The following is a 22,049-nucleotide window of genomic DNA, read 5'->3' as shown; positions in this document are numbered from 1 at the left end:
CAGTGGGAAGTGGGAAGTGGGAAGCTTTTTTTCAGTGATCAGTAAACAGTAAACAGTAAACAGTAAACAGTGAACTGAAAACTCACATCTGATAACTGATAACTGAAAACTCACATCTGATAACTGATAACTGATAACTGATAACTGATTATTGGGATTCAGCACCCACTTCAGCGAGGAGATCTTGTACTGATTCCGCTGCTTCCGATTCTTCCATATCAATACCGTAATCGTAGGGGCCAGACCAAAGAATCGGCATTTCCTCAAAATTCTCGATAATTGGGGGGGAGGAGGTTTGCCATTCTAGGGTTAAAGCGCGCCAAGGATTACGACCAGCCGGTTGACCTTTAAAGGCACTCCAGACCATATTAATAGCGAAGGGAATACTCGATATACCGAGAATATAAGCTCCTGCGGTACTAAGAACATTTAAATCCTGAAACTGCACATCATACAGGGCAATACGACGGTTCATACCCAATAATCCCAATTCGTGCATCGGCATGAAAGTTAAATTCAAACCGATAAAACTGAGAACAAAGTGGATACGACCGAGAGTCTCGTTATACATCCGTCCGGTCATTTTCGGGAACCAATGGTAAACGGCAGCAAACAGGGCCATTGCCGTACCACCAAATAGTACATAATGGAAGTGACCGACGACAAAATAGGTATCGTGGACGTGGATATCGAAGGGAACAGAAGCCAACATAATCCCAGTCAAACCACCGATGAGGAAGGAAGACAGGAAACCGATCCCAAATAATAAAGACGTATTGAGACTAAGTTTACCCCCCCAAAGAGTGGCACACCAACTAAAGATTTTAATGCCGGTGGGAACGGCGATTAACATAGTTGCCGCCATGAAAAACATCCGTAACCAGCCGGGGGTGCCGCTGGTGAACATATGGTGGGCCCAGACGATTAAACCCAAGAAACAGATGGTGAGACTGGAATAGGCGATCGCTCGATAACCAAAAATCGGTTTACGCGCATGAACCGGTAATATCTCCGATATAGTGCCGAAAAAGGGCAAAATCATGATATAAACAGCAGGATGGGAGTAAAACCAGAACATATGCTGATAAACCACCGGATCGCCGCCGCCAGCAGGGTTAAAAAAGCTCGTGCCGGCGATTAAATCAAAGGACAAGAGAACGAGAGCAGAAGCGAGAACGGGAGTGGAAAGCAGTACCAGAGTCGAGGTGGCCAGCATTGCCCAACAAAATAGCGGCATACTGTACAAATCCATCTCAGGAATCCGCATTTTCAGGATCGTGGTGATGAAATTAATCGAGCCTAAAATCGAAGAAGTCCCGATCAATAAAAGGCTCAAAATCCACAATTCTTCCCCCCATTTGCCGCTAATTAAGCTTAAAGGTGGATAGGAAGTCCAACCGGACTGGGGTGCGCCGACAAAGAAACTGGATAATAATAGCAGCCCGCCGGGGGGATTAAGCCAGAAAGCCACAGCGTTAAGACGAGGAAAAGCCATATCTTCCGCCCCAATCATCAGGGGAATGAGATAATTGGCAAAACCTGCCCCAACTGGAACGATCCAAAGAAAGATCATGATCGTTCCGTGCATGGTCATGAATTGGTTATATAGTTCTGGGGAGACAAAATCGGGGTCGGGAGTGGCTAATTCTGTCCGCAGCACTTCCGCGAAAGCACCGCCAATAAAGAAGAAAAGAAAGGCAGTCACCAGATATTGAATCCCGATGACTTTATGATCGGTGCAGAAAGTAAAGTAATCGGTCCACTTGCGGTGATGGATCACCTCGGGAACGGTTGCTGGGGTGGTTATTTCCGTTGATGCTGTCATAAGGCCAAGATTTTAGATGACAAGAAAAATTACATTTGCTGCTGATGGGCAACTTGGGCGAGGATTTCACCGTTTATGCCCATTTCTTCGGTGTAGGGGGTCAAATATTGACTATCAGAGCGATCTTTAGCGGTCATAGCTACAGTTCGATCGCTGTCAACTTCGGCGATTGTGTTATCCTGCACCCATTGGTCGTAATCGGCTTGGGAGTGAACCACAAAGCTAGATTTCATGCCGCCGTGATAGGCCCCGCAAAGTTCCGCACAAATGATCGGATATTGACCAATTTGGTTGGATGTGAACGATAACACCGTTTCCTGTCCGGGGATAACGTCCTGTTTTAGACGCAATTGGGGAACCCAGAAAGCATGGATCACATCCCCTGCTTCCATATTCAGTTGCACGGGACGATTGACGGGAGCGTGCAGTTCTCCGGAAACAATGCCGGTTTCGGGATAGGTGAAGATCCAAGCGTATTGAATACCTTTAACATTGACCACTAGGGGGGGAACTCCTTCACCATCGTAGGAATTGCCGATACCTAGGGCTACTCTGCGATCGCCGCCCATGGCCATCATCGTGCCGTGGTGATGACCGTGGTGGGCGATTTCTCCTTTGCCACCCTTGGAAATCAAGGGATCGAGACCGCCGATATTGTTATAAATCTCGAAGCTATAGACGGCAAGGATAAAAACGATTACCGTCGGGATGGCTGTCCAGAAGATTTCTAGGGGGACATTGCCCTCCACTGCCGGCCCGTCGGTTTGATCCCCCGGTTTACGGCGAAAGCGAATCACTATATAGATAATCACGCCTTCAACTATTAAAAATAGTCCCGTGGCGATGGTCATCATCAGATTAAAGATATTATCTATCTCCTGAGCATCTTCAGAAGCGGCCACAGGCATTAAGCCATGATTTTGGCCATACCAGAGACTAATTAAGGTTAAGGTGATCCCGAGTACGAGCGTCAGGATACTGCTGGGAATTTTCACGGTCTTTTCAATATTTTTAATAGTGGCTACTTATTCAAGGCTAAAACATGATTCCCCTATAGATGGGAAATTTAACCAGCATCTTCTGAGAATTTTATCTTTTCTTTGGGATCGTTTTCGGGGAAAGTATTTAAAATAACTAATTTTTATGTTTTATTCTGAGTTTATGTAAACAAATGTAACGGAAATGGCCAGAAATCTAAAGAATATCTAAAAGGTTTTACCAGTCGTAAAAAAACTCATTCACAGTGATAACTGACTGGCAAACCAAGCCAGGATCTTTGATGACAGACTCCTTGAGAACAGGCAAACCGATGACCGAATCTGTTTTTAACCCGACACCCCTAAGAGAAACCGGCCATATTCAGGTGTGGATGCGCCGCTTAGTTTGGAAAATTGCGATCGCTACTTTCGCCCTCATGGTGGTGGGCGCTGCCACCAGAGTTATGAACGCCGGTTTAGCTTGTCCCGATTGGCCCCTCTGTTACGGTCAATGGATTCCCAGTCAGCAGATGAATCTACAGGTATTTCTGGAGTGGTTTCATCGTCTCGATGCCTCTTTGATCGGGTTTAGTACGATCGCTCTCGTCGGTCTGTCTTGGTGGTATCGTCGCCATCTTCCCCCTTGGCTGTGGCCATCTGCGATCGCCGCCTTGGCTTTAATTCTGCTGCAAGGAGTCCTGGGAGGATTAACCGTCACCCAATTACTGCGATTTGACATCGTAACCGCCCATTTAGCCACAGCTTTGCTCTTTTTTGCCACCCTAATCGTCATTGCTATCGGTCTGACTCCCTACCGTGGCACAGGTACGGTCGGAAAACTAACCGGGATGGGAATGGTCGCCACCAGTCTAGTTTATCTGCAATGTCTCCTCGGCGGTCTCGTCGGTTCCCGTTGGGCAGCCCATCAGTGTTTAACGGTTTCCCAACTCTGCACGGTGATGAATAGCCACATTATCGGGGTTTTTCCCGCCACTATCTCGGTGTTAACCCTAGTTTTCTTCGCTTGGCGAGCTGCCGCTATCCATCCTCTCCTCAAAAAACTAGCTTTTAGCGCCGGGGGATTAGTCGCCCTACAGGTGTTTTTAGGCGTTGCCACCCTGAAACTACATCTCCAGGTGGAACCCTTAACCATTACCCACCACAGCATCGGTGCGCTATTGGTGGGAACCCTCGTCGCTTTTACCACTTTTGCCCTTCGCGATCGTTCTTTCGCGTCTATAAGCCATCTCTAAGGATTTAATCACGATGACTGGAACTCAAGCCCTTCGCCACCACGATAATTTTTTACAAGTCGCTAAAAGTTATTATCAACTCACTAAACCGCGAATTATTCCTCTACTGCTGATTACCACGGCCGCTGCCATGGAAATCGCCTCTAAAGGTCAGGTTTCCCCCCTCTTACTCTTTCTTACTCTCCTCGGTGGCACTCTCGCCGCCGCCGCCGCTCAAACCTTAAACTGCATCTATGATCGCGACATCGATCACACCATGCTTCGTACTCGCGCCCGTCCGATCCCCTCCGGTCGCGTACAACCCCTCCACGCCCTCATTTTTGCCCTGGTTTTAGCCTCCCTTTCTCTAGCACTTTTTGTCTTTTTTGTCAATACTTTGAGCGGATTTTTAGCAATGACCGGTATCGCATTTTATATGCTGATTTATACCCATCTGCTCAAGCGTCATAGTATCCAAAATATTGTTATCGGTGGCGCGGCTGGCTCGATTCCTCCCCTCGTCGGTTGGGCGGCAGTAACGGGCGATCTCGGTTGGATTCCCTGGATTTTATTCGCCATTATTTTTCTTTGGACTCCTCCCCATTTTTGGGCTTTAGCTTTAATGATCAAGGATGATTATGCAGAAGTGGATATCCCGATGATGCCCGTAGTTAAAGGGGAAGAAGCCACTAGCGAACAGATTTGGCTCTATACTTTAATCGTCGTTCCTTTCACTTTCCTCCTGATTTATCCCTTGGCTGCCTGTGGTGTGGTTTATGGTCTAGCGGCTTTGGTTTTAGGGTTTGTTTTCCTGAAAAAAGCTTGGCAATTAAAACAGAATCCTTTTGATCGAGACATGGCTCGATCGCTGTTTAAATATTCCATTCTTTACATGATGTTATTATGTACAGCTATGGTGATCGATAGTTTACCCATGACCTCTCGTCTCCTCGCTACAATTGCCAGTTTATTCCCCTGTAGTTAATCTCAGTTATCAGTTATCAGTTATCAGATGTGAGTTTTCAGTTCACTGATTACTGTTTACTGAAAAACCCCATCTCCCCAATTCATAATTCATAATTCCCTCCGACTACTGATTGCGACTGAGGGAGTTAATTCGCTCGATTAGTTGCGCTAAGATTTCTTGTAATTGTCGATCTTGATGTTGGGAAAGGTTGATTTTATCACAGCTATAAATAACGGTGGTGTGATCTTTGCCGCCAAATTCTTCGCCAATGCGCGGTAAACTTAAATCCGTGTGTTGACGCATTAAATACATCCCAATCTGTCGAGCAAAACTAATTTCTCGTCGGCGGGAATTTCCCTTTAGATCAGCGATCGAGAGTTGAAATTTTTCCGCTACTACCGCCATAATAATCTCAGGAGAAGTGGCAATTTTGGCCATTGGTGGATTTAAAACTGGCGCGATATTTTTTACCGTCATCGGCAATCCGGAGATAGAAATATAAGTAGTAGCCCGGATTAATGCCCCCTCTAATTCGCGAATATTAGAAGTATAATTAACGGCAATATATTCGATAACTTCTCTTGGGAGACGCAGATTTTCGTACTCGGCCTTTTTTTGTAAAATTGCCATGCGAGTTTCGATATCTGGTGCTTGGATATCGGCGACTAATCCCATAGAAAAGCGAGAAATTAAACGATCCTGTAAACTGGGAATCTGTTTGGGGAGGCGATCGGAGGCTAAAACTACCTGTTTTCCCGCTTCGTGCAGGGTATTAAAGGTATGAAAAAATTCTTCTTGAGTGTATTCTTTTCCTTCAATAAATTGCAGATCATCCACTAATAATATGTCAGCATGACGATAATGATTACGAAAACTTTCCATACTATCTTGACGGATAGCGGTGATTAAATCATTCGTGAATTGTTCCGTCGATACATAAAAAACCTTGGATTGGGGATATAATTCCAGACGATAATGACCGATGGCCTGCATTAAATGGGTTTTACCTAATCCCACACCACCACAGAGAAAAAGCGGGTTAAATTCGCGTCCGGGTAATTCCGCCACCGCTAAAGCAGCCGCGTGGGCCATGCGGTTAGTTGGACCGACAACAAAACGGGAAAAATTATATTTAGGGTTAAGTTGATTACTGGGCGGTAATTCTGATTCTAAGCTACTGTTAGGCTGGAAAATAGCGATCAAATCGCCCTGTTGTGCCGTTAGTTGAATCTCGACGGGATAACCGACGATATCCTCCACTACTTCGGCAATTGTTGACAGATAATTTTTCTGAAGATGGTTAAGAATAAAGGGATTGGCAGCCTGAATTACTAAGCGATCGTTTTGCCATTCTTTAACCGTTGCCGTTTGAAACCAAGTCTCAAAAGCGGGACGGGTTAATAGTAATTTTAGACGCTCTAGGAGATTATGCCAAAGTTGTTGGGTGCTGCTATCCACGGTTAATTTTGATTAACAAAGTTGCTCTAGTGCTGCTGCGGGGAAACCTTATCAGTTTAGCGAGATTTTGCCGTTGACGATAAAATGATTTTCAGAGCGAAACAATTAATCCTTATACAGATGACACAAGTTTTAACAATCACCCAATTAGGAAACCCAATTCTACAGCAAAAAGCACCGGAGATCGATAATCTTCTCGATTCTGACTGTCAAAATTTGATCGATTCCCTGATTACCACGGTGCAAGCTGCCCACGGGGTGGGAATCGCCGCGCCCCAAGTTGCTCGGTCTCTGCGTCTGTTTATCGTTGCTTCTGGTCCCAATCCTCGTTATCCCGACGCTCCGATCATGTCACCCACTGCCATGATTAATCCGCGTATTTTGCAGGTGAGCGAGGAAATGGTCAAGGGTTGGGAAGGTTGTCTCAGTGTCCCCAATTGGCGCGGTTTTGTCCCCCGTCATCAGTGGATTGAGGTGTCCTATTCTGGTCGCAATGGTCGGGAAATCCGTCAAGTTTTCAGGGATTTTGTCGCACGCATCTTTCAACACGAATACGATCATCTGGAGGGAATCCTCTTTCTTGATCGCCTTGCTTCTCCGGCGGATTTATACTCGGAGGAAGAATACCAAAAAATCAGTAATATTGCTGAATATAAGCGTTAACGGGAGAATTAGTTTGAGCATTTGTACTAAAATTTCCAATACGCAGTTTAAATTCAATACAGCTTAGGCGGGGGGATATGATAGTTTTTAGCACCCAACTACACTACTTAGCTAAAAAAACTGATAACTGATAACCCGGGAGAAAATATAATTGTAGCTACCTACCCATTCCAGATTAATTCCTATGGCAGAAGAAACCACCACCCCAGCAACTCCGGCAGCAGAAGCAGCAAAACCGGCTCAACCTGCGGCTGCTAAAAAACCCAAGGAGCCTACCGTTGAGGAAAAACCCTTTGCTGAATTTATCGAGCAGCATTTTCAGCCCGCATTGGCTGCCGCCTTGCAAAAGCTGGGTATAACTGATATAAAGCTGTCCTTTAAACAGGATAAAATTCCCGTGCAGGGCTTTTCTAGCTCTCCCTGTTGGCAGTTAACTGGCAATTGGCTCGGGGGAATGCGTCAATTTAGCATTTATTTTTTAGAAGAAGACATCAATGGCAAAAAAGCTTTTTCTCAAGCTGAGGGCGGTGCTAAACCTAGTACACTTGAATCATTTATGATCGATGAAAGGAAAGTTAGTCTTGATTTACTGTTGTTTTACACCCTGCAACGGCTTAACGGTCAAAAGTGGTTGACAAGAAACTAAAATTGCTGGGGATTAGCGATCGAGAAGGGGGGTAAAATGAGCATAGACGACCACTGCTTATCGATCGCTAATAGTAATTATGCGTGTATTTGTACTACTTTTTAACGCAGGCACAGAAAACGAAGGTATCCACACCATTCAAATGGGAGCTATCAATAAGGTGTTGATGTTTGAATCGGAAGATGATGCCACCCGTTATGCGCTGTTGTTAGAGGCCCAGGATTTTCCGACTCCCACGGTAGAGAAAATTGATTCGGAGGAAGTGGCAGAATTTTGTCGCAGCGCTGGCTATCAAGCGGAAATGATTGAAGCGGGTATGTTGGTAATTCCCCCCGAAAGCAATGCCGAGGAGTTGGATTGGCAAAAAGAGGAAGTCCCCCCCGCCGAGGAGGAGTTTTCCGAGATTCCCGATGCGGAGTTAGACAGCATCCGTCGTCGTCTAGAAGGACTTTTGTAATAAACCTCTTGTAAAAATCGAAAATTGTCCTGCTTGGTTAGGAGACAGGAGACAGTAGCCAGTAGTCAGGAGTTCAGAGTCAGAAGACAGGACAATAAATCAATATTGTTCCCTGTTCACTGATAACTGTTCACTGATAACTGTTCACTGAATATGACAACCGTGGGGGAATTGGGCGAAAATTTGGTGGCGGATTGGTTGCAATTACAGCAATGGCATATCCTCCAGCGTCGTTGGCGTAGTGGCGGCGGTGAAATCGATTTAATCGTCTTATCTAAATCTCAGGCGATTCTCGCTTTTGTCGAGGTGAAAACCCGCAGCGCTGGCAATTGGGATTTAGGGGGCAAATTAGCAATCGATGACCGTAAACAGGGGAGAATTTACGAAGCTGCTCAGATATTTCTCTCCTTTTATCCCCAATGGTCCGATTTAACCTGTCGCTTCGATGTGGCTTTAGTTAGTTGTCAAAAAAGTTCTCTATTAGCTTTACCTGAGTTTTCCCTTGATTATCCCTGTCAGCGACAGGCAGGTTATCAATTGCAGTTACAGGAATATCTCGTGGCGGTTTTCTAAAAACACAATAGGCCCGCCTAGGGAGGCGGGCTTTATCTTGTACAAACGATATGGACTCCTAAAAAATTAACGGACTCAACATAATAGAGGTTTACAGAAACCACAACAGTCTATCTGTCAACTATCAAGATTTCTCAGTTTACCGACTCAGGTGCTGATTACGGCTCACTCCATCTGTCCTATATCGAGCAACAGAGGCGAAACCATACTTTACTTTACAAACTTTGAGAATCTGCGTCCGATTTAGCTGTTGCGTTGAGCTAGAGCAGGTGGCACAGGCTCTAGGTCTTTTTGCCTGAAAGGAAGTTGAGTCGCTTCCCTTGTGCCTTTATGTTTTTAATATAACACCTTTGTCGGGACTCGATCGAGCTTGTGATTAAAGTTTACATTTATTGATTTTTAGCAAAAATTGCCGTTACAAAACTATGGGAAGTGGGGTGTGGGGTATGGGGTGTGGGGTGTGGGGTGTGGGGTGTGGGGAGAATAAATAAAATAATCTCCTATCTCCTATCTCCTATCTCCTATCTCCTGACTCCTATCTCCTGACTCCTGATTAGGGACTGAATCTCCTCTCTGTAGGCAAAAGGAGCGCGACTGAGAGCCTCTTGAAAGAGGGGTTGAGCCTCTTGATTTTTGCCCTGTTCTTTTAGTACGATCGCCGTCGCTAAAATCGGTCGGAAATCGTTAACATCCATCTGTTGAGCTTGTTTATAGGTGTTTAAAGCTTCCGGATAATTTTGCTGCTCGAAATAGATTTTGCCTAAAAGTAACTGAACGGAAACGATATCGATTAAACTAGCGGGATTATTGGGATCGGCAGCGGCTTTTAAAGCACGATCAATCGTGTCTTTGACTAGACTAATCGCCTCGGTATGGCGGTTTTGGCTGAGAAACAAATTAGTTAATCCAGTTAAGGCCCGTAGATTTTGGGGATGGGAGGCCAAAAGACTGCGATAACTGGCTGTGGCTCCTGCATAGTCCTCTATTTGCTGTTTTGCTTCCGCTAAAAGTAGTAGATAATCGGATTGTTGGGGGTTAAGTTGCGCTAATTTTTCTAAAGGTTCGATCGCTTGCTTTAAATCGCCCTGCTGTAGGCGAATATCTAATAATCCCCGCAAAGCCGTCTGATTATCGAGTTCACGCTCTAAAACCATCTGATAACCCAGTGCTTGACTGGCTAATTCCTCTTGTTTCACTGCGGACAGATGACTCTGGCCCGAGGAGTGCTGACTCTGGAGAATAGAAGTCAATAGCGGCATGATTGAGAAAGACAGCAAGGCAAATAACATCAGGATGAGACCGATGGACAGCCAACGACGGTTAGAGAGAGAGGCTTTCATAGACTGGGGTGGGAGGGGACAGACAGGAAAATGTTATGGAAATCTGGAGATTTGATGAGGGGATCGATCGAATTCGCCGCTCTTTATTGAGTACAATGGGCAGACAGTCAAGACTCAAAAGGGTTTTGATAAGGTTGACAGTCAGAAGATCATGGTTCTTAATATACTAGATGCCAGTAGAGTCGCCCTAGAGGGTTATTGCAACCCCCCAGGTCGCGCTTTTGACTTGCTTGATTACTAATTTACTATGTGTCTCCGCCGCTAGGAGTGTGATATGAATCGTCCTGGGAATCGGTTTACCGAATCACCGAAAACCCCCCCGACTCCTGAAGTGGAATTTCAGGAAGTCCCCCTTGAGTCCCCCCATACTGAGGCTGACTCAGCCGTAGAGTCAGCCACCCCCGAAGAAGTCAAACGTCAACAACCGATCCCCCCTCCCAGTCATCTGCGGCAGTATCGGGCGATCGGTCTCGTCTATGGCCATTATCAGCGATCGGAGGAACAATTAACTAAAGGCAATATTTTAACTGCCGATGGTACTCTGATCGATTCTGTGATTCTCGGTCGGGTGATCAGTTTGGTTAAAAATCATCTCGATCTGGAAAAACCCCATCTTTGGGTAGTTTATCCCCGCACCCGTCAGGAAAATGATGCCCTTCATGTTCAGATTGTCGGTGTTTGGGAACCAGAAACCCTGAAAAAAGAGGATGATCAGGAGATAGAGCCTCTACCCGCTTCTACCCCGGGTTATTTTTCGATTCGAGGCGAAGTCATCTTTACTGAACGGGAAAATCAAGCGGTAGTGGTCAAAATCCGACAGATGCCCAAAACTGAAGCGGACAAACCCAAGTTTTTTAAACTAAAATTGCGCGGCACTTTACCAGGTAAACCGATCGGTCGTTTTTGGGATTTTCAGGTACAACTGAAAGGAGATGCCTTAATCATTTTGGAAGGTTTAGACCTCGGTTTTGCCAGTAAGAAAAAACCGATGGGTAAGGGAGGTTTTAAAAAGCCTTTTGATAAAAATCGTCATCCCTCGGCCGATAGATATTCTCGACCGGAAGGGGAAGGAGAAAAGCGACCTTTTGCCCCCGGACAATCCCCTATCCCTCGGCCTTCCCGATCCAAACCCCTATCGGAAAACTAATTTTTTCTAAGGATGGGTGCAGAACCCATCCCTAGGTTTAAGGTTTTTTTTCAGGAGTTATTTGCTCGTTAGTATCTGGGAATACGAGCGCGAATTCTATAACTATAACCTGTTCCCAAAATCTCGGTGATAAAAACCGCCAACTGAGTGCCTAAAATCGCTTCATCGGCAGAACTAAAAGATTTATAATCTTCTATTAACCACTCTTGACCACCATTAACTAAAGTACATCTAAATGTACCAAGAGATTCGGCAATTTCTGTATATTCTGTATAGTTTCTCGTTCTTACTTCGCCCCTACTATCTGCCCTCAAACATAATTGATTAAGTTCTGCATAAAATTTGGCAGGAATTTTGTCTAAATCACCCCCTTTAGTCGCCCAACGCACAAAAAGATGGAAAGACCAAGGAAGATTGAGATAAACTAGATAACATAAAACCAGAATAGTTGTTAAATATAAGGAGGAAGTCAAGAATTTATTATATTTCCTTTTTCGGGATTGATTTAAACGGTTAGCTAAATCTAGCTTTGATTTTCTCATTTTAATTAGTAAAAAATAAGATGTATAAAAAAATCCTGCGTTTTGCTCCGATTATCCTGTCCTTGAGTTTGTTTATTCTAGCGGTCTGGGCAATTAGTCAAGAATTTAAACACTACACTTTTGCCCAACTCTTGGCTAGTTTGGATCATATTACCACAAGTCGTAAGCTAGAAGCTGTTTTTTGGATGGCTTTGGGTTATTTGTCGATGACGGGTTATGATCGCCTAGGTTTTTATTATATCAATCATCCCTTAGCTTTAGGCACTATTATCCGTACTGCTTTTATCAGTTATGCCCTTGGTAATACCATTGGTTTAACCTTATTTTCTGGGACCGCGATCCGTTATCGTTTCTATACTCCTGCGGGGGTGGGGGTGGTGGATATTGCCAAAGTCATCACTTTTACCCATTTAAGCTTTTGGTTAGGAATGTTAGGGATTGGTGGTGTAAGTTTCCTCGTTGATCCCCAACGGATTCCTCAACTTTTAAAATTACCTTTTTTAACTACTAAACCTTTAGGAGTAATTTTTTTATTGCTAGTTACGGGCTATTTTTTCTTGACTCTCACTTATAAAAAACCGATAAAAATCGGCAAAGAAAATATCTATTTACCCTCTTGGACTCTTTCCTTGGCTTTGATTTTGTTGACTTTTATTGATTGGATATTAGCCGCTAGAGTTCTATATCTTCTACTCCCAGACAACCATAATACTTCGTTTTTAGGATTTTTCGGTCTCTACGTATTTGCCATGACAGCAGGGGTATTAAGCAATGTGCCGGGGGGAATAGGTGTTTTTGAGTTTATCATGCTGAGATTACGCCCCGAATATGTATCTAATGCCGAGCTTTTCGGTTCTTTAATCGCCTATCGAGCTATTTATTATTTCCTGCCTTTAATTGTCGCTTTTGTCTGGTTATTGGGTTACGAAGCTCGCAGAAAATAAGGCCTGCAAATTAGCTTAAACGGACAAAAAAAGTCCCCATGCCGTCATAGCTGGGGAGCATCAATCTAGTAGGCTAAAGTTTCTAAAGTTTCGCGTAGATAGGAACAAATGCGAGCATCAGCATCGTCTCTATTTTTACCTGATTCTAGTTGTTCTTGCTGCCAACGCCGAAAACCGGAACTAGCGGCGATGGCTTGTTTTAAATGCTCCCAAGTGTGATGATCTTTGTGAAGTGGGGTGTCGGAAAATGTGGTGGAGTTGCCCATCTTTACCTCTGGTGGTAGGGTTGCACCTTTTAACATAACTTAAAAATGGCTGGAAATTCTGATAACTGGGACACAATTAGCCAGAAAAAGGTGTTGCCTAGCGGGAAAGCTGCGGGGATGACAACACCTTTTTTGAGGAAATCTAGCGGATTTTTAGGAGATTTTGCTGGTTTCTGCCGCTTCTTCCACTTCCACTGCCGCGTTTAAAGCTGCGGGGGGAATGGGGATAGGAAATACCGCCGGCAGGTTAGCGGTGGTATCTTCAGGAGGCTGCGCAGAGTGAAAACGACGGTAGCTTAAAACACCAGCTAGGGTGATTGCTCCTGTAGCGGCGGCAACCCCTAAAATAAGTTTGTTAGGATCCACATGGAAGGTGGTATTGCTGCCAAAAATGCTTTTACCTTTAGCGAAAGCACAAGCGGAAGCGCTGCCGGCATCAAGAGTACCTAAAACAATACCACTGACGAGGGTGGCACTAACGGCGATGGAGGTGAAAAAAGTTTTCTTCATAATTGCCTTGAGGATAGGTTGTCAATAGCGATTATCCTTGCATTATAGATATCTAAATCACAATTGTCTATTTTATTTCTTTTGGTGACATTGAAATAATTTTGTTTAAGAATCATGAATTATCAATATCGTGTCGGGGGTAGTCTTGCTTATAACCATCCTACCTATATCGAGAGAAATGCCGATCAAGAACTGTTAACGGCGTTGAAAAATGGTCAATTTTGCTACGTTTTTAACTGTCGTCAGATGGGCAAATCCAGTTTAAGGGTACGAGTAACTCATATTTTACAGCAATTGGGCAGGGATTGCGCGTCCGTAGATATAACCAGTATTGGTAGCAATGATAATTTATCCCAATGGTATAACGGCGTGATCACCCGTTTGTTTTTAGGATTTAATCTGACGGGAAAAATTAATCTTAAATCCTGGTTGCGCGAGCGAGAGGATTTACCCCCCGTGCAGCGTTTGGGACAATTTATTGAGGAAGTTTTATTAGTTTATTGTCGGGGAGAGAAAATATATATTTTTATTGACGAGATTGATAAAATTCTCAGTTTACAGTTTTCTCTAGATGACTTTTTTTCCCTGATTCGTTATTGTTATAACCAAAGAGCGGAAAATTCCCAGTATGAAAGAATTACTTTTGCTTTATTCGGTGTGGCTACCCCAGCAGATTTAATTCGCGAAAAGACGCAAACATCTTTTAATATCGGCCAAGCGATCGAATTAACGGGATTTAATCTTGCAGAAATTGCTCCTCTAGCTGCGGGATTATCCGGTCAAAGTAATTATCAACCCGACTGCTTAGAAAAAATTATTTTTTGGACGGGAGGACAGCCATTTTTAACCCAGAAAATCTGTCAGCTATTGCTGGAAAGTAATTTAGATATTGAGACGCTGATCAAAGAAAGAATTATTAATAATTGGGAATCTCAAGATGAACCAGTGCATCTGCGAACTATTGCCGATCGCTTGTTAAGAAATCAAGACAAAGCGGGTCGTTTGTTAGGCATCTATCAACAAATTTTAGAAAAGGGGGCAATCCTCTGCGATGATAGTCCAGAACAAGGGGAATTAAGGTTATCGGGGTTAGTGGTAAAAAAGGATAATAAATTAGTAGTTTATAATCCTATTTATCGAGAAATATTTAATCTCAATTGGGTAGAAAAACAATTAGAGCAATTGCGTCCCTACTCAGAAGCGATCGCCGCATGGCAACGGTCTAATTATACCGATGAATCGCGGCTTTTACGCGGAAAAGCTTTAAATAATGCCCTCGATTGGTCTCAGGGAAAAAGCTTAAGTAATCTTGATTATCAGTTTTTAACTGCTAGTCAAAATCTCGATAAAAGAGAGGCAGAAATTAGTCTAGAAACTCAGAGACAAGCTAATAAAATTCTAGCAATTGCTCACCAAAAAGCTACGAAAAGAATTCAAATTGGCTCGGTAATTTTAATTGCTTCTCTTTTGGGTTCTCTCTTAGCTTTTATTCAGGTAAAACAAGCGTGGCAGCAAGTAGAAACCGCTCAATTAGGTATTCAATTACAGCGCAAGGGTGATAGTGATTGGCAACAATTTCAATTTGAACAATTAGAATCTTTAATTGCGGCCATGCAAGCAGTCAATAGTTTAAAAAATATCGTTACTGATGGGCAAACCTTGAGTAAATATCCTGCTACAAGTCCAATTATTACCCTACAACAAATTTTAGATCGTATTCAAGAAAAAAACCAACTGCAAGGACACCGGGGAACTATTTATAGTGTTAGTATTAGTCCTGATCGTCAAAAAATAGCCACTGCTTCCCAAGATGGGACGGTAAAAATTTGGAATCAAAAAGGTGAGAATATTCAAACTTTGACAGGTCATCAGGGAGCAGTTTATAGTGTTAGTTTTAGTCCCGATGGTCAAAAAATCGCCACCGCTTCCGAAGATAAAACCGCCAAAATTTGGAACTTGCAAGGGCAAAATTTAGTCACCTATCCTGACCATCAAGAATCAGTTTATAGTGTTAGTTTTAGTCCCGATGGTCAAAAAATTGTCACCACTTCCAGGGATAAAACCGCTAGATTATGGAATTTATCAGGTGAAACTTTACAGGTATTTAAGGGACATAAAAGATCGATAGATGCAGCTAGTTTTAGTCCCGATGGTCAAAAAATTGCCACCGCTTCCCGGGATGGTACGATTAAAATCTGGGATTTATCAGGTAAAATTATCTTGAGTTTAGGTCAAGATAATATTGAGGCTTTTTATAGTGTTAATTTTAGTCCCGACGGTCAAAAAATTGCCGGAGCAGCGGCCGATAAAACTGCTAAAATCTGGGATTTACAGGGAAATTTAATAGCTACTTTCCGGGGACATCAAGATTTTGTCAACAGTGTTAATTTTAGTCCTGATGGAGAGTTTATAATTACTGCATCTAGTGACGGTAGTGCTAAAATTTGGGGAATGCAAGGGGAAGAAATAACTACTCTCAGAGGACATCAAGAATCAGTTTTTACTGCTGTATTTAGTCAAGATGGAAAACAGGTGGTAACTGGATCGAGTGATGAAACGGCTAAAATTTGGCAGCTGAACAATTTAAATAAAACTAGGGTCGATAATACCAGCGTTAGCATTAATTCCCAGGGCAATATTATCGCTATTGCTAACAAAGATGGTCAAATTACTTTACTCGATTCCCAGGGAAAAAAAATTAGAGAATTTGCCACAAAAATGCGCTCAATCTATAGTATAGCTTTTCATCCCGATAGTAATCAGATAGCGATTACAGGAAGAAATGGAAAAGTACAAATCTGGAGCCAAAAAGGAACAATGCTTCAAGAATTTACTGCTAGTCAAGTACCGATTTATAGTCTTGCTTTTAATGGAGAGGGAACAGCAATAATCACGGGAACAAGCGAGGGAAAAGTTCAATACTGGCATTTAAGTAATTATCGGCCTCAATTAATTAATTCTTGGACAGCCGATGATAATATTATCTATAATTTGGTGTTTTCTCCTGATCATCAAAAAATTGCTACCGCTACTCGGGGAAAGATTAAAATTTGGGATTTACAGGGCAATCTTTTAAAGGAGATTAAAACCGATTCTTTTCCCGTTTATGGAGTTAGTTTTAGTCCCGATGGTGAAAAAATCGCTGCTATTTCAAGGGATGGTACAGCTAGACGCTGGGACATTGACGGAAATTTGCGCTCCGAGTTTAAAATAGAAGAAGATATCGTCTATGGGATCACTTTTAGTCCTGATGGTCAAGAAATTGTGATTATTTCTAGGGATGGTCAAAAGCATCGCTGGCCCTTAGAAACAGAATATAATTATTTACAAAAATTGCTCGATCGAGGTTGTTTTTGGTTAGAAGATTATCTCAGGACTCGTCCCGAAAAACGAGAAAATCTATCCCTGTGTACCGGGAAAATAAAACCATTCACATTTTAAACTTGGTTTGACTGGGTGGGGGGTGAAGGTTAAATTAATTAGTTAATTTCTTGATCTCTTCGGTTTGTCTTATGCAACGGACAGGGTTATAAGGGATGAAACCCTTATAGAAACAGACATTACTGCGATTTTTGTCAATTGTTTGCGATCTGGAGCGAACTAATCAATTAAATCTCTTGCCAGATAAGGATTTAGTCGATTTATGCCTCCCTATAGAATCATACCAAGTAAAGAAGAACCCAACATTTTTGATTTTAACGCTAGAATTTTATCTAATGACCTTTTGTCAACGAGAGAGTCTAGGTATAATCATTGTCTTTGTGTCTTTGCTACTCTAAAAATTTCTTGAGCTGTTGCTGAACCGACAAAACGCCAGTGCCAAGGTTCATAACTAACACCTTGGAAATTGTTTTTCGGAAATGATAGTTCAAAGCCATATTGAGCAGCGTGAACTTCTAGCCAGCGATAGGCTTCAGTAGAGTCGAATGTCAATTTGAGGAAAGTATTAGGACTTTTACCGTCACCAACATCGAGAGCATAGCCTGTATGATGTTCGCTGAAACCTGGAGGCGCACTCAGTTTAGAGGCTGCTTTCTTGCCTCCTTGGCGTTGAATTTGTCGCTCAAACAGCTTTTTTTGATCGGCAACTGAGCGAAAGCCAGAAACAGGAATGATCTCAATTCCCTCTTGTTGAGCGGCTAATTGCATCTGTTTAAACATCTCTGCCGCTTCTCGATTTAGATATGCTTTACGTTCGTAGAAAATACCAATTTCCACTAAATCATTAGCATTTTCTTCGTATTTTATATGAAAAGGAATTTCAGTTTGGTTAGGGAGTGAAGGTACAGTGTGATTCTTGGGAGGTGGCGAAGATAGTGAATAGATGTCATCAGCACCAGTAACCATCTGTTTGAGCGAAGGAACTGGCAGAGCTTTGGATGTATTTGCCAAAGGATAAGGTCGCTGTAAGGGAGGCGTTAGAGTATTTTTAGGGATAGGAGCAGGAGAAATTAGAGAAGTAGAAGAAACTGAAGGCGAGGTAGAAACTATCGCAGTGGTTGGCGGTTCAGTCGGCTGTTTAAACCCTAAATAAATCGATACACCCATTACAACAATTATAGGAATAATAAAATATCGAAAAGCTGAAATAAAAGATTTCATATTAGTTGTAGTAGATGAAAAATCACACTAGAGCTAGTCAGAGCTAATTAATTGAGCAGCAATCCAGCCTGTCGTACCGGACTGAGGATGATAGACTTTATACCACTGATAACCATTTTTATCATAGCTACTACCCAAAATTTGCACACGATCGCCTGTACGGACAGTTCCTACCACCCCATAAAAAGTTCCAGCGCCAGAACGTATATTTTTAGTTCCTGGAGTGCCGCTAACTTTAGCATTAGTTATGGGGTCAATAGAAAGTAAATTACCAGCAATCCATCCATCAGCCCCCGATTGGGGAAAATAAATTTTGTACCAGGGCAAGTTATCACTATTTCTAGCAGATTCGATAACTTGAACACGATCGCCTGGATAGGCAATATGTCTTGGTGCATATTCTAAACCAGGACCACTGCGAATATTTGTCTTCCCTGGGTTTCCTACAATTGTGGCATTAGTGCTTTTGGATTGTATAGGAGTAGGAGCAAATACTCTTACTTGTTTAGCAAGTCTGGCATTTTCTTCCTTTAGTTTTTCTAATTCGTCAAGTCTGGCTTTTTTTTGTTTAAGGTGTGTTTGTATTTGTAACAGTTGAAACAGATTAGCACTTAAAGTTATTGTTAGTAAAAATGCCAAAAATAAAGTTAATTTTGATAAGTTTTTGTTCCACCAAATTTTATATTTCTCTTTTCGCGTTAGCTCATATCCTTCATAAGCGCGTGTGGGATCAACTTTATATGCTCTATTATATTTTTCTAATGCTTGTTGATAGTTTTTAGTGTCAAGATAATCTTCAGCTAATTTAAATAAAGCCGTAAAATGATTAGGATTCAGTTTTGTAATTTGTTCATAAATATCGGAACTAGATAAATTACGATTCTCAGCTATATCTTCGGCCAATTCAAAAAGTCGGCAAGCATCTAAATCAACTTTTTCTAAATCCCAGATAGCCTGTCTTAAAGGATAGCGTTTAACCAACCAATAACGAACTAGCTTAACTTTAATTTTGTAATGAAATTCTGAATTTTCTACTCTCTCTAAAAATTCCCATTGAACTAAATTTTCTGTAGCTTTATTTAAAGCTTCTGTTATGATAACTCCATATTCTCTGAGCAATTTTAAAGGTTCTTCTGTCACTGAATTATTTTTCTTCTCAGCCATTTTCTCCGCTTGCGCTACTGCTGAAAAAACAACTCTTTCAGGAATCGGTAATCCATCTCGAAACCAAGCTAGTCCTCCTTCAGCAGTTTCAATTGCATCATCGACAATTTTAGTAACATCATCACAGGTAATTTCTGACTTATCCTCTTCTTCAGCTTGTAAAAAAAGAGCATTACATATCACTTGAGTAAAATAAGGATGACCTGAACTCAATTCTAAAATTGCATCGATAGCCTGAGAATCATAGTTTAAATAATGTGCAGCAGGTTTAGTAATTAATGCTTTAGCATCTGATTTTTCTAATAAGCCAATTTCTTGATTGACAGCTTGTCTAAATAAGCTTTTTAAGTTGGTTAAATCTTCTACTCTTCTCCCTATTACTGGAATGATAAATAAATTATTGTATTGACCGATAAGAGTTTCCAGATAAGGAAAAAAAGATTCAACTGGGGAATCAGGTGTTTGATCATTTAAAACATCAAATTCGTCTAATAACCAAACCATTTTTCGTTTCTGCTCTTTTAAGACCTCAATTACTTGAGGTAAAAACTCATCAGAGAAAACCGTTTTATAATTCAAGGACAAAGATTCTGATTGAGGAATATTCAACTTATCAGCAATAGTTGAAGCAAGATTTTGTAAGATACTGTCAAGTGGTAGTCGCGTTTTATCATGCAAATCAAAATAGATAAACACGAACTCACCTAGTCCCACAAAATTAGGAATTTGCATGAGTACAGAAGATTTACCAATACGTCTTTGACCATGCAGCAAAACAACTTGTGTATTTTGTTTGAGATTATCTTCAATAAATCTAAAAAGTTTCCGTCGGCCAAAAAATGACTCTCGGTCATAAATGGGACGACCGACAATATAGGGATTTATGTGCCTTGTTTGTGTTGTCATCATGATAATAACCCCCCTACTTGCTCAATGATAGATGCTATCTTATCTTTATTTTGCCATAGCCAACGAATAGCAGTATTAACTCTTGTCGTCTGTTGGCGGCTCATTAAATTAAGGAATCCTCTTTGTCGTTTTTTCAACTCCTCTTCCTGGCTATTCTCGATTTGCTTAATCACCCACCACTCCATTATAGATGAGCAGAAAGAATAAGTAGTATTTTCTTCTCCCTCTACCTTCTTTAAGATACCTCGCTCAACCAAATTATTTAATTCTATTTCTTTTTGACTGAAAATCGCTTCAATTCCGCCGAGAGCGTATCGACTCCTTCCTAATTTGCCTTCTAATTGGGATAAAGCCAGCAACATTAACAAATTTTGCTCTGTTTCAGTGGACAGTTGCCAAATAGCTTGAAATAAGTGTAAAGTGTTTGTTTGAAATTCTTGAATAAATTTTTTCTCATTAAGGTTATTTCCCGAAACCAATTCTTCATATAATAAGAAACAAGCATTTTGCAGTAAAGCTGGATTACCATCAGCAATTTTACGGATAGCTTGTTTCCAACCCAATAGACTCTCACTTCTATCGAGTAAAAGGTTTACTTCCTGATTAGTAAAAGGCTTAAGATTTTCAAATAAATAACCATTATACCAAGGTGATTTATCAGGTGTAAGTTCTGGACCAATTTGACTCAACCGACGAGATGAAGTCACAACTATCGAGATATTTTGCTCCTCGGATTGAGCCAGGGTACGACACTGACTGACGAAGGTATCTATATCAGCTTTCGTATATTGGGAATTGGGACGTAAGGTTACATCGTAATTATCGATAAGTAAAACTAAAAATTTACCCTGTTCTTTAAGTAAACGCAAGATAATAAGCAAATCATTAACCGTGGCTTCTGGTTTTTCTGAAAGAGTATCAATACTGGTTTTTAAGAAAGAAAAATTATTTTTAATTGTTACTAAAATATTGCGCCAAAAATCAGAAATCTTAAAAGGTTCCAGGCTTTGACAGTCAATGAATACAACAACTGCTTGGCTATAATCTTGCCCGCATTGTTCCCAGATAATAGGATATGTTAGCAGTTTTAAAAAAGATGATTTGCCCATACCCGGACCACCCCAAACCGCTAGAGAAGTACGGCTTCTAATCTGATGCAATGCTCTCCTGATTAATGTCTTTCTTCCAATGAAATTTTCAGGAGTAACTCGTTGACCAATAGTGAAAGGATTTGAAGGCATGATCATTTTTTTAGACCCGATTGGAAAAATCAAGGAAGAATGCTTACCCAGTTTGATATTGAGGCTTTAATCTCCCAACCACCAAATCTATTATAGAACCCATTTGGTATCTTTTATAATGTAGATGCTAGGCTGAAAAGGTGAAGCGAAAACCTTGTCCATTATAGGTTTCAGGGAAGAGAGTCTGTAGCCTGTTTAACGGCAATACTTTGGTCTGAACCCCGTCAGTGAATGCGCCACCGTCTAGTCGTCCCCGAAAATCAATAGAGGAGTAAGCTAAAATCTACTCAAGTAGTATGACGAATGAAGAGTAGTCTATCGCAGAACCGCTATTGCCAAAGAAGAAATTGACTGGCCCCCCCGAAAGGGACAAAACGACAGATTTTAGATGGGATTTTCTATCAACTCAAAAATGGCTGTAATTGGCGGGAATTCCCGAAAGATTTCTCTCCCTACTCCACCATGTTCTGGCATTATAAACAGTGGAAAAGTCAGGGAATCATGGTTCTTCGGTTTGTGTTATGCAATGGACGGGGTTTATAATAAATGTAACCCTTATATAGAAAGACATTTGGCAATTTTTGTC

At 41.8% G+C, this 22,049-nt stretch carries 20 protein-coding genes and 1 pseudogene; 11 read left to right on the top strand and 10 right to left on the bottom strand.

Annotated elements, in window-relative coordinates:
* Nucleotides 1-148 precede the first annotated feature (148 nt).
* The gene (ctaD, locus tag H6G40_RS13380; protein WP_002738565.1) at nucleotides 149-1,825 is read right to left on the bottom strand and encodes a cytochrome c oxidase subunit I; all 1,677 of its coding nucleotides are present in this window, start codon (nucleotides 1,823-1,825) and stop codon (nucleotides 149-151) included.
* A gap of 29 nt (nucleotides 1,826-1,854) precedes the next feature.
* Nucleotides 1,855-2,820, bottom strand: a complete 966-nt coding sequence (locus H6G40_RS13375; protein ID WP_002778178.1) for a cytochrome c oxidase subunit II — start codon at nucleotides 2,818-2,820, stop codon at nucleotides 1,855-1,857.
* Nucleotides 2,821-3,134: 314 nt separating this feature from the next.
* Here H6G40_RS13375 and H6G40_RS13370 point away from each other — a divergent pair, with 314 nt between their 5' ends.
* Both H6G40_RS13370 and H6G40_RS13365 read left to right on the top strand, forming a co-directional pair.
* Nucleotides 3,135-4,055 carry a COX15/CtaA family protein gene (locus H6G40_RS13370; RefSeq protein WP_002739311.1) on the top strand — a complete coding sequence of 307 codons (921 nt, stop codon included), beginning with the start codon at nucleotides 3,135-3,137 and terminating at the stop codon, nucleotides 4,053-4,055.
* Between the two features lie 13 nt (nucleotides 4,056-4,068).
* Complete coding sequence (locus H6G40_RS13365; protein ID WP_002738594.1) at nucleotides 4,069-5,019, top strand: heme o synthase; 951 nt, start codon at nucleotides 4,069-4,071, stop codon at nucleotides 5,017-5,019.
* Between the two features lie 105 nt (nucleotides 5,020-5,124).
* Here the strand turns inward: H6G40_RS13365 and dnaA are convergent, their stop codons facing one another.
* A complete protein-coding gene (gene dnaA / locus H6G40_RS13360) occupies nucleotides 5,125-6,459 on the bottom strand; it encodes a chromosomal replication initiator protein DnaA (protein ID WP_002738765.1) in 1,335 nt (444 codons plus the stop codon).
* An 84-nt stretch (nucleotides 6,460-6,543) separates the two neighbouring features.
* Between dnaA and def the strand changes: the two genes are divergently transcribed.
* From def to H6G40_RS13340, 4 genes are all read left to right on the top strand, one after another.
* On the top strand, nucleotides 6,544-7,122 hold the full coding sequence (gene def, locus H6G40_RS13355; RefSeq protein ID WP_002778184.1) for a peptide deformylase: 579 nt from the start codon (nucleotides 6,544-6,546) through the stop codon (nucleotides 7,120-7,122).
* 184 nt (nucleotides 7,123-7,306) lie between these two features.
* Nucleotides 7,307-7,768 (top strand): DUF2996 domain-containing protein, encoded by a 462-nt coding sequence (locus tag H6G40_RS13350; protein ID WP_002739064.1) that lies wholly within the window; start codon nucleotides 7,307-7,309, stop codon nucleotides 7,766-7,768.
* Between the two features lie 79 nt (nucleotides 7,769-7,847).
* Nucleotides 7,848-8,225 (top strand): DUF3110 domain-containing protein, encoded by a 378-nt coding sequence (locus tag H6G40_RS13345; RefSeq protein WP_002755488.1) that lies wholly within the window; start codon nucleotides 7,848-7,850, stop codon nucleotides 8,223-8,225.
* 153 nt (nucleotides 8,226-8,378) lie between these two features.
* Entirely contained in the window at nucleotides 8,379-8,798 is a 420-nt protein-coding gene (locus H6G40_RS13340; protein WP_002739402.1) for a YraN family protein, read from the top strand.
* Between the two features lie 521 nt (nucleotides 8,799-9,319).
* Here the strand turns inward: H6G40_RS13340 and H6G40_RS13335 are convergent.
* Nucleotides 9,320-10,138 carry a tetratricopeptide repeat protein gene (locus H6G40_RS13335; protein WP_002778188.1) on the bottom strand — a complete coding sequence of 273 codons (819 nt, stop codon included), beginning with the start codon at nucleotides 10,136-10,138 and terminating at the stop codon, nucleotides 9,320-9,322.
* Nucleotides 10,139-10,412: 274 nt separating this feature from the next.
* Between H6G40_RS13335 and H6G40_RS13330 the strand changes: the two genes are divergently transcribed.
* Nucleotides 10,413-11,285, top strand: a complete 873-nt coding sequence (locus H6G40_RS13330) for a hypothetical protein (protein ID WP_069474322.1) — start codon at nucleotides 10,413-10,415, stop codon at nucleotides 11,283-11,285.
* Between the two features lie 68 nt (nucleotides 11,286-11,353).
* Here the strand turns inward: H6G40_RS13330 and H6G40_RS13325 are convergent, their stop codons facing one another.
* On the bottom strand, nucleotides 11,354-11,827 hold the full coding sequence (locus H6G40_RS13325; protein WP_002744871.1) for a hypothetical protein: 474 nt from the start codon (nucleotides 11,825-11,827) through the stop codon (nucleotides 11,354-11,356).
* A 20-nt stretch (nucleotides 11,828-11,847) separates the two neighbouring features.
* Here H6G40_RS13325 and H6G40_RS13320 point away from each other — a divergent pair, with 20 nt between their 5' ends.
* A complete protein-coding gene (locus tag H6G40_RS13320; RefSeq protein WP_002739398.1) occupies nucleotides 11,848-12,771 on the top strand; it encodes a lysylphosphatidylglycerol synthase domain-containing protein in 924 nt (307 codons plus the stop codon).
* A gap of 65 nt (nucleotides 12,772-12,836) precedes the next feature.
* Here H6G40_RS13320 and H6G40_RS13315 read toward each other — a convergent pair whose 3' ends face one another.
* Together H6G40_RS13315 and H6G40_RS13310 are read right to left on the bottom strand one after the other, a co-directional pair.
* A complete protein-coding gene (locus H6G40_RS13315) occupies nucleotides 12,837-13,073 on the bottom strand; it encodes a hypothetical protein (protein ID WP_002738997.1) in 237 nt (78 codons plus the stop codon).
* A gap of 117 nt (nucleotides 13,074-13,190) precedes the next feature.
* Nucleotides 13,191-13,547: a hypothetical protein gene (locus tag H6G40_RS13310; protein ID WP_002738767.1), complete on the bottom strand. Its 357-nt coding sequence runs from the start codon at nucleotides 13,545-13,547 to the stop codon at nucleotides 13,191-13,193.
* 114 nt (nucleotides 13,548-13,661) lie between these two features.
* Between H6G40_RS13310 and H6G40_RS13305 the strand changes: the two genes are divergently transcribed.
* On the top strand, nucleotides 13,662-16,988 hold the full coding sequence (locus H6G40_RS13305; protein WP_069474320.1) for an AAA-like domain-containing protein: 3,327 nt from the start codon (nucleotides 13,662-13,664) through the stop codon (nucleotides 16,986-16,988).
* 64 nt (nucleotides 16,989-17,052) lie between these two features.
* Nucleotides 17,053-17,326 (top strand): annotated as a pseudogene (locus tag H6G40_RS24170) (hypothetical protein).
* Here the strand turns inward: H6G40_RS24170 and H6G40_RS13300 are convergent.
* From H6G40_RS13300 to H6G40_RS13290, 3 genes are read right to left on the bottom strand one after another with little or no spacing between them, the layout of a single operon-like run.
* The gene (locus H6G40_RS13300; protein ID WP_069474319.1) at nucleotides 17,298-18,149 is read right to left on the bottom strand and encodes a M15 family metallopeptidase; all 852 of its coding nucleotides are present in this window, start codon (nucleotides 18,147-18,149) and stop codon (nucleotides 17,298-17,300) included. The pseudogene H6G40_RS24170 and the gene H6G40_RS13300 overlap by 29 nt on opposite strands.
* A gap of 33 nt (nucleotides 18,150-18,182) precedes the next feature.
* Entirely contained in the window at nucleotides 18,183-20,222 is a 2,040-nt protein-coding gene (locus tag H6G40_RS13295; RefSeq protein ID WP_081330824.1) for an SH3 domain-containing protein, read from the bottom strand.
* On the bottom strand, nucleotides 20,219-21,469 hold the full coding sequence (locus H6G40_RS13290; RefSeq protein ID WP_081330828.1) for an NACHT domain-containing protein: 1,251 nt from the start codon (nucleotides 21,467-21,469) through the stop codon (nucleotides 20,219-20,221). Before H6G40_RS13290 ends, H6G40_RS13295 begins: the two co-directional genes overlap by 4 nt.
* 345 nt (nucleotides 21,470-21,814) lie before the next feature.
* On the opposite strand from H6G40_RS13290, the gene H6G40_RS24165 reads away from it, so the two are divergent.
* Entirely contained in the window at nucleotides 21,815-22,006 is a 192-nt protein-coding gene (locus H6G40_RS24165; protein ID WP_103111750.1) for a transposase, read from the top strand.
* The last annotated feature ends 43 nt before the right edge of the window (nucleotides 22,007-22,049 follow it).

The organism is Microcystis viridis FACHB-1342, assembly GCF_014698335.1.
GTDB lineage: Bacteria > Cyanobacteriota > Cyanobacteriia > Cyanobacteriales > Microcystaceae > Microcystis > Microcystis ichthyoblabe_A.
The sequence above is the reverse complement of the archived record's forward strand: the minus strand, read 5'-3'. Positions and strand labels throughout refer to the sequence as shown.